The sequence below is a fragment of the Arthrobacter sp. TJ-236 genome, from assembly GCF_058269235.1.
In genome coordinates, this window is the sequence record NZ_JBZCNI010000002.1 from 349,598 (window position 1) to 362,435 (window position 12,838).

The following is a 12,838-nucleotide window of genomic DNA, read 5'->3' on the forward strand; positions in this document are numbered from 1 at the left end:
CAGACCACCAGGGAGACGCCACCGCATGGCCAAGATCATCTACACCCACACCGACGAAGCGCCGATGCTGGCCACCTACTCGTTCCTGCCGATCGTCGAGGCGTTCGCGTCCACGGCCGGCGTCGAGGTGGAGATCCGCGACATCTCACTGTCCGGACGCATCATCGGACTCTTCGGTGACCGCCTCACGCCGGAACAGCAGATGCCCGATGCGCTCGCGGAGCTGGGGGCTCTGGCGAAGACGCCGGAGGCCAACATCATCAAGCTGCCGAACATCAGTGCCTCCATCCCGCAGCTCAAGGCGGCCATCGCCGAGCTGCAGTCGCAGGGCTACGCGCTGCCGGACTACCCCGACCACCCGTCCACCGACGAGGAGAAGGACGTCCGGTCGCGGTACGACAAGGTCAAGGGCAGCGCCGTGAACCCGGTGCTGCGGGAGGGCAACTCCGACCGCCGCGCGCCGCTCTCCGTCAAGAACTACGCACGCCAGAACCCGCACAGCATGGGGGCGTGGACGTCGGAGTCGAAGACGAACGTGGCTCACATGACGCGCGACGACTTCCGTTCGAACGAGCAGTCCGTCGTCATCGACGCGGACACCACCATCACCATCCAGCAGGTCGGGGCGAACGGCGCCGTGACCGTGCTCAAGGAAGCCATCCGGGTCCTCGAAGGCGAGGTCGTCGACGGCACGGTCATGCGCGCTGCCGCCCTCAACGAGTTCCTGACCGCCCAGGTGGCCCGCGCGAAGGAGGAGGGCGTGCTCTTCTCCGCCCACCTCAAGGCCACCATGATGAAGGTCTCGGACCCCATCATTTTCGGTCACGTGGTGCGTGCGTTCCTCCCCGAGCTCTTCGCGACCTACGGCGAGCAGCTCACTGCAGCAGGCCTGAGCCCCAACAACGGCCTCGCGTCGATCCTCGGGGGCCTCGACAAGCTGCCCGCGGACGTCCGCGAGGGTGTCGAAGCGGCGATCGCGAAGGGGATGGAGGACGGCCCGGCGATCGCCATGGTCGATTCCGACAACGGCATCACCAACCTGCACGTCCCGAGCGACGTCATCGTGGACGCCTCGATGCCCGCGATGATCCGCACCTCGGGCCACATGTGGGGCCCCGACGGCTCGGAGGCTGACACGCTCGCCGTGCTGCCGGACAGCAGCTACGCAGGGATCTACCAGGTGGTCATCGACGATTGCCGCGCGAACGGCGCGTTCGATCCCACCACCATGGGCACCGTGCCGAACGTCGGCCTGATGGCGCAGGCGGCCGAGGAGTACGGCAGCCACGACAAGACGTTCGAGATCCAGTCCGAGGGCAAGGTGCAGGTGGTCGACGCCGCCGGGACCGTCCTCATCGAGCACGACGTCGCCCCCGGGGACATCTGGCGCGCGTGCCAGACCAAGGATGCCGCCATCACCGACTGGGTGAAGCTGGCCGTGACCCGCGCCCGTGCCTCCGCTACCCCCGCCGTCTTCTGGCTGGATGAGACCAGGGCCCACGACGCCAACGTCATCGGCAAGGTGAAGGCCTACCTCACCGAGCACGGCGTGGAGGACATCCAGCTCGAGATCATGACGCCGGTGGACGCCACGGCCTTCACCCTCGAGCGCATCCGCAAGGGTGAGGACACCATCTCGGTCACCGGCAACGTGCTCCGCGACTACCTGACGGACCTGTTCCCCATCCTCGAGCTCGGTACGAGCGCCAAGATGCTCTCGGTCGTCCCGCTCATGAACGGCGGCGGGCTGTTCGAGACCGGCGCGGGGGGCTCCGCACCCAAGCACGTGCAGCAGCTCGTCAAGGAGAACCACCTCCGCTGGGACAGCCTCGGTGAGTTCCTTGCTCTCGCCGTCAGCTTCGAGCACCTGGCGACGACGACGGACAACCCGCGCGCGCAGGTCCTCGCGGACACGCTCGACCGCGCCACCGGAACGTTCCTGCTCGAGAACAAATCCCCGAGCCGCAGGGCGGGGGAGATCGACAACCGGGGGAGCCACTACTTCCTCGCCCGCTACTGGGCGGAGGAGCTGGCGAAGCAGGACGACGACGCCGAGCTCGCCGAGAGCTTCGCCCGCGTGGCCGAGGCGCTGACGGGCAACGAGGACACCATCGTGGCCGAGCTGCTCGCCGTGCAGGGCTCCCCGGTGGACATCGGCGGGTACTACCACCCGGACGTCACGAAGGTCACGGAGGTCATGCGACCCTCTGCGAAGCTCTCCGAGGTCCTCGAGCACCTCGCCTCGTAGCAGTCCCTCCTCCATCAGCCGGTGGTCCCTTCGGGGCCCACCGGCTGATCTCGTTCCGGCCGGGTGTTTACAGGCGCTCGGCAGTGGGCTTATGGTTGCTCAACGGTCTCAGCCTGGGTGGTGTAAGTGCGATGAAGATGCAAAAGCGTCGGTCTCTCGCTACCACCCTGCGCCTTTCCCTCCTCACCGGAGCCGGCGCCCTCGGCTGGATGGCCCTCGGAGCCGGCGGAGCGTCCGCAGCCGAACTTCCCGCCTCGTCAGGTCTTCTCGGTTCCGTGTCCGACGTCGTCCAGACCGCTGCCGCACCCGTCACGGCCCTCACGGACCCCCTCGCGTCAGCGGCCCGGAGCGCTCAGGCGCCCGCCCCCGTGGCGCCGCAGGTCACTCAGCTCCTCACGGAGCCCGTGGGCTCCGTCCTCCCTCCCGTGACAGCTACCGTCGACAACGTCATCGCTCAGGTACCGATCGTCCGGTCCGTCGTCCCGCAGAACACCGTGACCGAAGTGACGAGCCCCGTCGTGGGGACGGTCGACGCCGTCGTCGGTGGAGTGACGCAGCCCGTGCTAGACGTCGTGGAGCCGGTCGTCCTGGCACCCGTCGCCGAGGTCATCGACCCCGTGGTCGAGCTCCTACCGGTTCCCGCCATCGTGGCCGTTCCGGTCGTGGTTCCCGCTCCCGTCGTCGTTCCCGCTCCCGCCGCCCAGCCGGAGACCGTCCTGCCGGATGCCGCTCCGGCCCCGGCTCCCGTGCTGACCACCGATGCTGCACCCGAGGCGCCCGCGGCGCTTTCTGCGCCCGAGGTCGCCACACCCGTGGCAGCGCAGGGTGCGGCTGTGGACGCACCGGTCCAGCTCACTGCCGCTGCCACCATCGAGGCTCGGACGGCTCTCGCCGAGCTCACCACGGCCGCCGTCCGCGTCGCAGCCACGCCGGGCGCCGCGAGCGTCATGGACATCGCCGTCCTGCCGGTCCTCGCAGCGGCCGGCTCGGTGACGCTGGACTCCTCACCGCTCTCCTTCGCCCCGGCTGGTGCCTTCGGCGGGTCCGCATCCATCACCGGAGCCGGTTCTGCCGCCCCCGTGGCGGCCCTCGGCGGCGCGCTGTTCCTCCTCGTCCTACTCGTCGGCGGGCGTGCCCGTCGCGACGCCACGGCTCATCTCCCTGCCGCTCCGACGTTCGATCCCGGCTCATCTCCTGATTAGTGGTGGCCTTGCCGCGCCCTCGCGCGGCTGACGGCTCTCGGCGTTCCGGCGCCTCCAACCCACTTTCATACCAGGAGAAATACCATGCGCACATGCGTGCAGCGAGGGCTCTACGGAGTCATCCTCGCAGGGGGCTTCGCAGTCCTCGCGGCAGGGTCGGCCACAGCTGCCGACCTGTCGACAACGTCCACCTCCCAGTCCACATCGGGCCTCGGGAGCATCATCTCCACCCCGCTTCAGGGCGGCACCACCAGCTCCTCGATCCTCGACGAGGCCGTCGTGGCGCTCGACGCGTCGCTCGATCTGGGCGTGGACCTCGGCATCGGAGCGGGCACTGCGCCGGCTCCTGCGCCCGCTCCCGCACCTGCTCCTGCACCTGCTCCTGCTCCTGCGGGCGCGGGTCTCATCGAGGGCGGGTTGCTGGACGGCGGTCTGCTCAACGGCAACGTCGTCTCGCCGGTGGTCGTCGCTCCGATCAACGTGTCCGGTAACTCTGTGTCAGTAATAGGGGACTCATCGTCCACCGGGGAGTCCGGTACCACCGGCACGACGACGAGCGACACCGGGGCTGTGCCGGCACCTGCTCCTGCGGGCGACGGTCTGCTCGACGGCGGACTGCTCAACGAGAACGTGGTCTCGCCGGTGGTCGTCGCTCCGATCAACGTGCCCGGTAACTCGGTCTCGGTGATCGGCGACTCCACGTCGGGCGGCACCTCCGGGTCGACGGGTTCCACGGGCGGCACCACGCCCGCCCCGGCTCCTGCCCCCGTTCCTGCTGACGGAGGCCTGCTGGATGGCGGGCTCCTCAACGAGAACGTGCTGACTCCCGTCATCACGGTCCCCGTGAATGTCGGCTGCAACACGGTCACCGTGATCGGGAACAGCGGCTCGGACTGCACCACGGGCTCGACCGGTGGCACTGGTGGCACTGACGGTTCGGCTGGCGGAGGGCTCCTCGATGGCGGCATCCTTGACGGCGGGATCCTCGACGGAAACGTCATCTCGCCCATCGTCACGGTCCCGGTGAATGTCGGCTGCAACACGGTCTCGATCATCGGAGACACCTCCTCGGATTGCACCACGGGTTCGACCGGTGGCAGCACCGGCGGCAGCACCGGTGGCACCGGTGGCGGTACTGATGGTGGCACTGACGGTTCGGCTGGCGGAGGGCTCCTCGATGGCGGCACTGTCAACGGCGGGATCGTCGACGGAAACGTCATCTCGCCCATCGTCACGGTGCCGGTGAACGTCGGCTGCAACACGGTCTCGATCATCGGAGACATCTCCTCGGATTGCACCACGGGTTCGACTGGTGGCAACACCGGTGGCACGGGTGGCAGTACCGGCGGCACTGACGGTTCGACCGGCCGAGGGCTCCTCGACGGCGGCATCCTTGACGGCGGGATCCTCGACGGAAACGTCATCTCGCCCATCGTCACCATCCCGGTGAACGTCGGCTGCAACACGGTCACCGTGATCGGCGACAGCGGCTCGGACTGCACCACGGGCTCGACCGGTGGCGGCACGGTTGGCGGTACTGGTGGCGGCACCGGTGGCGGAATCGTCGGTGGCGGGATCCTCGACGGAAACGTCATCTCGCCCATCGTCACCATCCCGGTGAACGTCGGCTGTAACACGGTCACCGTGATCGGTAACAGCAACCCCGCCTGCAGTGGCGGAGCAACCACGCCCACTGGCCCGATCGTTCCCACGACGCCGACCGATCCCGGTACGGATGGACCGGGCGACGGCGGAACCACGCCGGGTACGGACGGACCGGGCGACGGCGCAACCACGCCGGGTACTGATGGACCCGGTGACGGCGGAACCACGCCGGGTACTGATGGTCCGGGCGACGGCGGAACCACGCCGGGCACGGTCGACGGGACCCCAGGAACGACGCCCGCAGCACCGGTCACGACCGGCATCGCCACTGCTCCCGGAACGGTCTCGGTGGCGAGCGCCGGCGTGACCATGACGAACGCTGCGCCGACAGCCAAGGTCTCGGCCCCCGCTGGGTCGAACTCCTCGAAGACGCTCGCATCCACGGGCTTCGACGCTCAGCAGATCATGCTGTTCGGAACACTCCTCCTGCTGAGCGGCATCGGTGGCCTCGCGGCCGCCCGCCGCTCGAAGGCCGCCCTCTGACCGAGGCGCTCCATGAGGAACGGCTCCCGCGGCCTACGCCGCGGGAGCCGTTCTCGTGCGTTCAGGGCACCTCGAGCACACACTGAGGTGCGCTCCTCGATCTCCGGGGAGAGCGTCAGGCGTCGTCGTTCGCGTAGCGCAGACCGATCTGCGAGCGCACGTCGTCGAGCAGGTGCATGGTCTTCAGCGTGTCTGCCACGGGCATCGTCGGGCTCTCCGTGAGCCCCTGCTGGATGCAGCGGGTCACCTCACGCAGCTCGTAGGTGTAACCCGCTCCGACCTGCTCGAACTGCTCCACCCGTACCTCGCCGTGCCCGGCCTTCACGCTGAGTTCGGTCGGGTTGTGCAGGTTGCCTCCGCCGGTCTTGAGCCAGCCCTGCGAACCGCAGACCGTCGCCTGGCCGGGGCACGAGGCGATGAACGACGACGACAGCTGGGCGTACGCGCCGCTCGAGTACCCGAGGGTGACCGCGGTCTGCAGGTCCACGCCGTCGTCGTTGAGCGTTCCGATGGCGGTGACGGAGTCCGGGAATCCGACCGAACCGAGGGCCCAGGTCAGCGGGTACACGGTCAGGTCCATGAGGGCACCACCGCCCGCTTTCGGGTCCCAGAGCCGGCTGGTCGGATCATCGGGAGCCGCGAAGCCGAGGTCCGCCTGGATCCATCGGACGTCGCCCAGCTCGCCGGAGTGGATGATGTCCCAGGCGCGGTTCACCGTGGGCAGGAAACGCGTCCAGACGGCTTCCATGAGGAACAGACCCCGCTCGGCGGCCAGGCCGGCGAGGTCCTCGGCTTCCGCGGCGTTCATGGTGAAGGGCTTCTCGCACAGCACGTGCTTGCCGCCCGTCAGGGCGGCCTTGGCGACGTCGTAGTGCTGACCGTGCGGGGTCGTGATGTACACGACGTCGACCTCGGGGTCGTCGATGAGGCGCTGGTAACCGGGGGTGTCGCCGTCGTTCCCGTAGCTGACGGCGAAACCGAAACGCTCAGCGAACGCCGCTGCGCTGTCCGCGCTCCGCGAGCTGACGGCGTGGAGCACAGCGTCCTCGAGGAGCGCGATATCCTCGGTGACCTTCGTGGCGATGCCACCCGTCGCGATGACCCCCCACTTCAGGGGCTTTCCTGTGGCGACGATCGGGCTGGGAGCGCCGACCTCGGCGCAGGGGGGAACGGCGATGCGTATCTGTGGGTTCATGACCCTATCCTTGCTGCTGGCCACTCGGGCGTCCATCTGTCAGGAGCGCTCTGGGTGTCAACAGGAGTGGGACGGTGCTGGTCGCGCAGAGCACCGCCGTGCCGATGATGAGCACGCGGTAGTCGACCAGCCCGATCAGGGTGGACGTGACGAGCGCCGTGAGGACCTGCGGCACGTTCATGAGCATGTTGGCAGCGGCGGACGTCCGTCCCTGCATGCCGGGTGGCGTGAGCTGCTGACGCGTGGTGACGAAGGCGACGAGGGCCAACACCACGCCTGCCCCGGTCATCGCGACGGCTCCCAGCGCAACGGGCACCATTGTGGTCGCCTGGCCCGCGACGGCCACGGACAGCATCAGCAGCCCCGCGATCATCGTGCCCCTGATGCCGAGTCTCCGGATCACCGTGCCGACCATCAGCCCCGCGAGGACGGCGAACACCCCCTGCACGGCGATGCCGATGTTGAGGGTCTGCAGCGGGAGTTGGAGGCCCTGTTCGATCGTGGCGAAGATCGTGATGTTGATGACGCCGGTCGCTCCGACGGCGATGATCATCGCGAGGGCTCCCCTCCGGAGGAAGGGGTGGCCTGCGAGGAAGCGCACCCCCGCCGTGGTGCTCTGCCAGAACGACTCCCCGGCCTCGCGGTGCGGACGGGGCTCCGTGAGCTTCAGCGTGGTCAGGACCACGGCGGCGACAACGAAGCTCGACGCCGTCAGCAGCGTGACGGCGTCCATGCCGCCCACCGTGAACAGGGCAGCGCCGACGAGGGGGAGATGATCCGCAGACTCTGGTCGATGCTGCTGAGCAGCCCGTTCGCGGGTGCGAGGAACCGGTCCTCGAGCATGGTCCTGAGGATGCCGGACTGCGCCGCCGCCGTCAGGTAGGAGGCGGTGCCGTAGAGGAACATGACGAGGTAGACCATCCACACGTCGTCGACCGTGTCGACGGTCAGCAGGAGCAGCACGACGGCGGCCGCGGCCAGGTTGTTGACGATCAGGAGCGGCTTCCGGCGGAAGCGGTCGGCGAGCTGCCCCACGATCGGAGCGAGCAGCGCCGGCAGGCCGAGCGCTGCGAAGACGAGCCCTGCGGCGGCGTCGCTGCCCGTCAGGTTCTTCACCCAGATGGCGGCGGTGATGTAGAGGGCGGAGTCGCCGAGGTTCGTGAAGAACCAGGTCAGCGTGAGACGGCGGAAGGCCGGGACGGCGAGGACCTCGCGGTTGGTCGCGACATCGCCCGGTGCGGTGGCGTGCGTCACGAGGTGGCCGTCGTGGGGTGGGCTGAGGGGTCGGTCGGCGACTCGACGTTCAGAACGGCGAAGAAGCGGGCAGGTACCGTGCCCTCCGGCCGCTGATCGGCGTGCTGCCGACGGTCCTCGAAGGGGGCGGTGAGCGCGATCAGCTGTGCCCGGAGCTCCTCGAGTTCGGCCGGGGTGGCGTGGATGAGGCTCGTGGTGATGCAGGAGAGCTGCACCTCGTCGAAGGGGCGTGAGGGCGCACGCTCCAGCCAGGCTGCGATCCTCTCGTACTGCCGCCGGACCTCGGTGCCGGCGAGTGCGGCCACGGCGTGCACCGACCCGGGGACGTCGCGGTCGATCGACTGCGTGCGGCTCGTCGACACGGCACGCCACGGCCGGTCCCGCCCCGAACCCTCGGCCCGTTCGATGAAGCCGTGACGCGCGAGGATCCGGAGATGGTAGGAGCAGCTCGCCACCGATTCCCCGGTTGCCTCGGCGCACTGTGTGGCGGTGGCCGGACCCACGTCGTCGAGGACGTCGAGCAGGGTCAGCCGCAGTGGATGGGCGAGAGCGCGGATACGCACGGGGTCCTTCGTCACCAGGTCGGTCATGGGACGATCCTCGCCGGTAAAGACTTCTTGCGCAAGAGTCCTTTAGCTTCGGGACGAAAAGAACGCCCCGGCTGTCGCCGGGGCGTTCCTGTCGAGAAGAACGGGAAGCTCTACTCGTTCGTGATGGCGGAGAGGGTCGGGTTGTCGGCGTAGGCCTCTGCCGCGTTCTCCCGGGTGACGATCTGCGGCTCGAGCAGGTACGCGGGAACCGTCTTCACGCCGTTGTCGTAGGAGTCGGGATCGTTGATCTCCGGCTCCTCGCCCGCCTGGAGGGCGCCGACCATGGTGATGGCCTGCTCCACGAGGGCACGGGTGTCCTTGTTGATGGTGGAGTACTGCTTGCCCTCCATGATCGAGCGCACCGACTCGACCTCGGAGTCCTGGCCCGTTACGACGGGAACGGGCTTGCCGGCACTCTCGACCGACGTGATGATCGCGCGGCCGAGCGTGTCATTGGGGGACAGGACGCCGTCGAGCTCGGTGGAGCCGTAGTTCCCGGAAAGCAGGGTGTCCATGCGCTCCTGGGCGTTCTCAGCCGTCCAGCCCTGCGTCGTCACAGCACTGAAGTCCGTCTGACCGGACACCACGACGACGTTGCCGTTGTCGATCTCGGGCTGAAGGATGCTCATCGCGCCGTCGAAGAAGACCTGGGCGTTGGCGTCGTCGGGGGATCCGGCGAACAGTTCGATGTTGTAAGGGCCTTCCGGCTTCTTCGCCTTCATGCCGTCCAGCAGGGCCTGACCCTGCAGCTCGCCGACCTGGAAGTTGTCGTAGGCCACGTAGTAGTCCACGTTCTCGGTGTTGGTGAGGAGCCGGTCGTAGGCGATGACCGTGATACCGGCCTCCTTGGCCTGAGCCAGCTGGGTGCCGAGCTGAGCGCCGTCGATCGCGCCGACGACGAGGACCTTCACGCCGTTGGTGATCATGGAGCTGATCTGGTTCTGCTGCTCCGAGACACCGCCGTTGGCGAATTGGACGTTGGGCTCGTAGCCGGCCTCGGTGAGGCCGTCATTGAACAGCTGCTCGGCGAGGACCCAGTTCTCGGAGGTCTTCTGCGGCAGCGCGACGCCGATGGCGGATCCTTCTTCGAATCCGGCGGCGGCGGACTCGCCGCCCTCCGCGGCAGGGGCTGCTTCTTCGCGGCCGCAACCGGTCAGCGCCAGTGCTGAAATTGCAGCGATCGCTGCGAAGGATTGTGCGAACTTACGCATTGCTTTCTCTTTCTGTTGCTCTTGCTCGAGTGGAATGGATGGAGCGGACAGGGAGGTTCCGGGGGAGCGGCTCGCCCTAGACGTCGTGGGAGATGACTTCCTTGGTCCCGACGGGCTGCTGGTTGGGTGCCGGCGTCGCGGGGGTGGCGGAGGCCGCCGTGCCCTTGCCCGACCCGCCTCCGAAGTTGCGAGTGAGCAGGCCGATGATGGACGGCTTGCCCTGGCTCTTGTTGTAGACGTCGAAGGCGACTGCTGCGAGCAGCACGAGGCCCTTGATGATCTGCGTGGTGTCGGTGCCGATGCCCAGCAGCTGCAGGCCGTTGTTGAGGACGGCCATGACGAGTCCGCCGATGATCGACCCCACCACGGTGCCGACGCCGCCGGAGACCGCGGCGCCGCCGATGAACACGGCTGCGATGGCGTCGAGCTCCCACCCGACACCGTCCGACGGTCCGGACGCGGTGGAGCGTCCGACGAAGATCATGCCGGCGAGGGCTGCCAGCACCGACATGTTCATCATGACCGCGAAGTTCACGCGCTTGCTCTGCACACCCGACAGCTCGGCGGCGTGGCGGTTGCCGCCGACGGCGTAGACGTGGCGCCCGAGGATGGTCTTGTTCGAGACGAAGGCGTAGATGATGACGAGGACGCCGAGGATGATCCCGGGCACGGGGAACGAGGTTCCCGGGCGACCCGTGGCGAACATGTAGGTGGCATAGAGGATGACGGCGGAGAGCAGCCCGACCTTCACGACGGGTACCCACACCGGTGGCACGGCGGCCCCGATCGTCTCGAGCTTCCGCCTGGCGCGTATCGCGTTGTAGATGACGAAGGCCACGAGCGCGAATCCGATGAGCAGCGTGAGGTTGTTGTACCCGAGGTCGGGCCCGACCTCCGGCAGATAACCGGCTCCCAGGTACCGGAAGCCCTCGGGCACCGGAACGGTGAGCGAGTTGCCGACCGCCTGGTTCGCGCCCCGGAACAGGAGCATGCCGGCGAGCGTCACGATGAACGCGGGGATGCCGACGTAGGCCACCCAGAAGCCCTGCCAGATCCCGATCAGGGCTCCGAGGGCGAGGCCGAGCAACACTCCGAGGTACCAGGGGATGCCCCAGTCACGCATGGCGATGGCCACCACGATCCCGACGAAGGCGGCGATCGAGCCGACCGAGAGATCGATGTGCCCGGCGATGATGACGAGCACCATACCGATCGCGAGGATCAGGATGTACGAGTTGCCGTTGAACAGGTTCATCAAGTTGCCGGGCGTCAGGACGTTGCCGCCGGTGGCCCACTGGAAATACAGGACGAGCGCGACCAGCGCGAAGATCATCCCGAACTGGCGGACGTTGCCGCCGAAGAGTTGTTTGAGGGAGTTCATGTGGCTTTCCTTGGGGGTCTTCGGTCAGGCAGCGGTTCGGCTGGCGGTCATGAGCTTCATCAGGGATTCCTGGTTGGCGTCCTCACGGGTGAGTTCGCCCGTGATGGCCCCTTCGAAGATCGTGTAGATGCGGTCGGAGAGTCCGAGCAGTTCGGGGAGTTCGGACGAGATCACGATCACGCCCTTGCCCTGGTCCGCGAGCCGCTGAATGATCCCGTAGATCTCGTACTTGGCGCCGACGTCGATGCCGCGTGTGGGTTCGTCGAGGATCAGGAGTTCGGGGTCGGTGAACATCCACTTCGCGAGGACCACCTTCTGCTGGTTCCCCCCGGAGAGCTTGGCGACCCCCTCGTTGACGCTCGGGGTCTTGGTGCGCAGGGACGTCCGGTACTCCTCGGCGACGCGGAACTCCTCGTCGCGGTCCACCACCAGGCCGTGCGTGATCTTCTTGAGGTCGGCGGACACCGTGGTGGTCTTGATGTCGTCGAGCAGGTTGAGTCCGAGCGACTTCCTGTCCTCGGTGACGTAGGCGAGCCCGGCCTTGATGGCCTGCGGCACGGACTTCAGCGTCACCTCCTTGCCGTCGATCAGGATCTGACCCGACTGGAACGTGCCGTAGGACCGACCGAAGACGGAGCGGGCGAGTTCGGTGCGTCCAGCCCCCATGAGCCCCGCGATACCGACGATCTCCCCTCGCCGCACGTGGAAGCTGGAATTCTTGACGACCAGCCGGTCCGGCACCGTGGGGTGCCCCACGGTCCAGTTGCGTACCTCGAAGAAGGTCTCGCCGATCGACGGCGTGTGGTCGGGGAAGCGGGACTCGAGGGAGCGCCCCACCATGCCGCGGATGATGCGGTCCTCGTCCACGCCGTCGTCCTTGACGTGCAGGGTCTCGATGGATCGGCCGTCGCGGATGATCGTGATGGAGTCGGCGATCCGCTCGATCTCGTTCAGCTTGTGGGAGATCATGATGCACGCGATCCCCTTGGACCTCAGACCGGCCATGAGGTCGAGGAGGTGCTGCGAATCCGCTTCGTTGAGCGCGGCCGTGGGCTCGTCGAGGATGAGGAGCTTGACGGACTTGTTCAGCGCCTTCGCGATCTCCACGAGCTGCTGCTTGCCCACCCCGATGTCCTTGATCTTCGTGAGGGGGTCCTCGTCGAGGCCCACTCGGGCCATTAGCTCGAGGGTGGTCCGGTTCACGTAGTCCCAGTCGATCACGCCGAAGCGCGTGGGCTCGTTGCCGAGGAAGATGTTCTCGGCGATGGAGAGTTCGGGGATGAGCGCCAGCTCCTGATGGATGATCACGATCCCGGCGGCTTCGCTCGAGCGGATGTCCTTGAAGCGGACCTCCTCGCCCTGGAAGACGATCTCGCCGCTGTAGTCGCCGTAGGGGTAGAGCCCCGAGAGCACCTTCATGAGCGTGGACTTGCCGGCACCGTTCTCGCCGCAGATGGCGTGGATCTCGCCGGCCCGTACCTCGAGCGACACCTCGGAAAGAGCCCGTACTCCGGGGAACTCCTTCGTGATCGATCGCATCTCGAGGATGGTGTGGTTGTTCAAAGGGCCCTCCCGCGGCGACGGCGTTGTCATGATGCTGGCCGGAGTG

10 protein-coding genes are annotated in these 12,838 nt (G+C 67.6%); 3 read left to right on the top strand and 7 right to left on the bottom strand.

The features are described 5' to 3' along the window. Window positions 1–25 precede the first annotated feature (25 nt). The 3 genes from AC4D16_RS10390 (at window position 26) to AC4D16_RS10400 (ending at window position 5,598) form a co-directional block, all read left to right on the top strand. The gene (locus AC4D16_RS10390; RefSeq protein ID WP_490954938.1) at window positions 26–2,248 is read left to right on the top strand and encodes an NADP-dependent isocitrate dehydrogenase; all 2,223 of its coding nucleotides are present in this window, start codon (window positions 26–28) and stop codon (window positions 2,246–2,248) included. Window positions 2,249–2,379: 131 nt separating this feature from the next. Beyond that, entirely contained in the window at window positions 2,380–3,450 is a 1,071-nt protein-coding gene (locus AC4D16_RS10395; RefSeq protein ID WP_490954939.1) for a hypothetical protein, read from the top strand. Between the two features lie 84 nt (window positions 3,451–3,534). Then, on the top strand, window positions 3,535–5,598 hold the full coding sequence (locus AC4D16_RS10400; protein WP_490954940.1) for a hypothetical protein: 2,064 nt from the start codon (window positions 3,535–3,537) through the stop codon (window positions 5,596–5,598). Between the two features lie 115 nt (window positions 5,599–5,713). Here AC4D16_RS10400 and AC4D16_RS10405 read toward each other — a convergent pair whose 3' ends face one another. The 7 genes from AC4D16_RS10405 to mmsA all read right to left on the bottom strand — a co-directional run bounded on the left by AC4D16_RS10405 (window position 5,714) and on the right by mmsA (window position 12,768). Beyond that, a complete protein-coding gene (locus AC4D16_RS10405) occupies window positions 5,714–6,793 on the bottom strand; it encodes a Gfo/Idh/MocA family protein (protein ID WP_490950303.1) in 1,080 nt (359 codons plus the stop codon). Window positions 6,794–6,797: 4 nt separating this feature from the next. After that, complete coding sequence (locus tag AC4D16_RS10410; RefSeq protein WP_490954941.1) at window positions 6,798–7,526, bottom strand: MFS transporter; 729 nt, start codon at window positions 7,524–7,526, stop codon at window positions 6,798–6,800. Further along, complete coding sequence (locus AC4D16_RS10415) at window positions 7,505–8,047, bottom strand: MFS transporter (RefSeq protein WP_490954942.1); 543 nt, start codon at window positions 8,045–8,047, stop codon at window positions 7,505–7,507. The genes AC4D16_RS10410 and AC4D16_RS10415 overlap by 22 nt, the downstream gene beginning before the upstream one ends. Continuing rightward, a complete protein-coding gene (locus AC4D16_RS10420) occupies window positions 8,044–8,637 on the bottom strand; it encodes a helix-turn-helix domain-containing protein (protein WP_490954943.1) in 594 nt (197 codons plus the stop codon). Before AC4D16_RS10420 ends, AC4D16_RS10415 begins: the two co-directional genes overlap by 4 nt. A gap of 110 nt (window positions 8,638–8,747) precedes the next feature. After that, a complete protein-coding gene (locus AC4D16_RS10425) occupies window positions 8,748–9,848 on the bottom strand; it encodes a substrate-binding domain-containing protein (RefSeq protein WP_490954944.1) in 1,101 nt (366 codons plus the stop codon). Between the two features lie 76 nt (window positions 9,849–9,924). Further along, window positions 9,925–11,229: a multiple monosaccharide ABC transporter permease gene (gene mmsB, locus AC4D16_RS10430; RefSeq protein ID WP_490954945.1), complete on the bottom strand. Its 1,305-nt coding sequence runs from the start codon at window positions 11,227–11,229 to the stop codon at window positions 9,925–9,927. Between the two features lie 24 nt (window positions 11,230–11,253). Further along, window positions 11,254–12,768 carry a multiple monosaccharide ABC transporter ATP-binding protein gene (gene mmsA / locus AC4D16_RS10435; protein WP_490955186.1) on the bottom strand — a complete coding sequence of 505 codons (1,515 nt, stop codon included), beginning with the start codon at window positions 12,766–12,768 and terminating at the stop codon, window positions 11,254–11,256. Between the last annotated feature and the right edge of the window lie 70 nt (window positions 12,769–12,838).

What these genes read in the sequence shown, in the direction of transcription:
- AC4D16_RS10390 (WP_490954938.1), top strand. Translation starts at nt 26, where the DNA reads ATGGCCAAGATCATCTACACCCACACCGACGAAGCGCCGATGCTGGCC.
- AC4D16_RS10395 (WP_490954939.1), top strand. Translation starts at nt 2,380, where the DNA reads ATGAAGATGCAAAAGCGTCGGTCTCTCGCTACCACCCTGCGCCTTTCC.
- AC4D16_RS10400 (WP_490954940.1), top strand. Translation starts at nt 3,535, where the DNA reads ATGCGCACATGCGTGCAGCGAGGGCTCTACGGAGTCATCCTCGCAGGG.
- AC4D16_RS10405 (WP_490950303.1), bottom strand. Translation starts at nt 6,793, where the DNA reads ATGAACCCACAGATACGCATCGCCGTTCCCCCCTGCGCCGAGGTCGGC.
- AC4D16_RS10410 (WP_490954941.1), bottom strand. Translation starts at nt 7,526, where the DNA reads ATGGACGCCGTCACGCTGCTGACGGCGTCGAGCTTCGTTGTCGCCGCC.
- AC4D16_RS10420 (WP_490954943.1), bottom strand. Translation starts at nt 8,637, where the DNA reads ATGACCGACCTGGTGACGAAGGACCCCGTGCGTATCCGCGCTCTCGCC.
- AC4D16_RS10425 (WP_490954944.1), bottom strand. Translation starts at nt 9,848, where the DNA reads ATGCGTAAGTTCGCACAATCCTTCGCAGCGATCGCTGCAATTTCAGCA.
- mmsB (WP_490954945.1), bottom strand. Translation starts at nt 11,229, where the DNA reads ATGAACTCCCTCAAACAACTCTTCGGCGGCAACGTCCGCCAGTTCGGG.
- mmsA (WP_490955186.1), bottom strand. Translation starts at nt 12,768, where the DNA reads ATGCGATCGATCACGAAGGAGTTCCCCGGAGTACGGGCTCTTTCCGAG.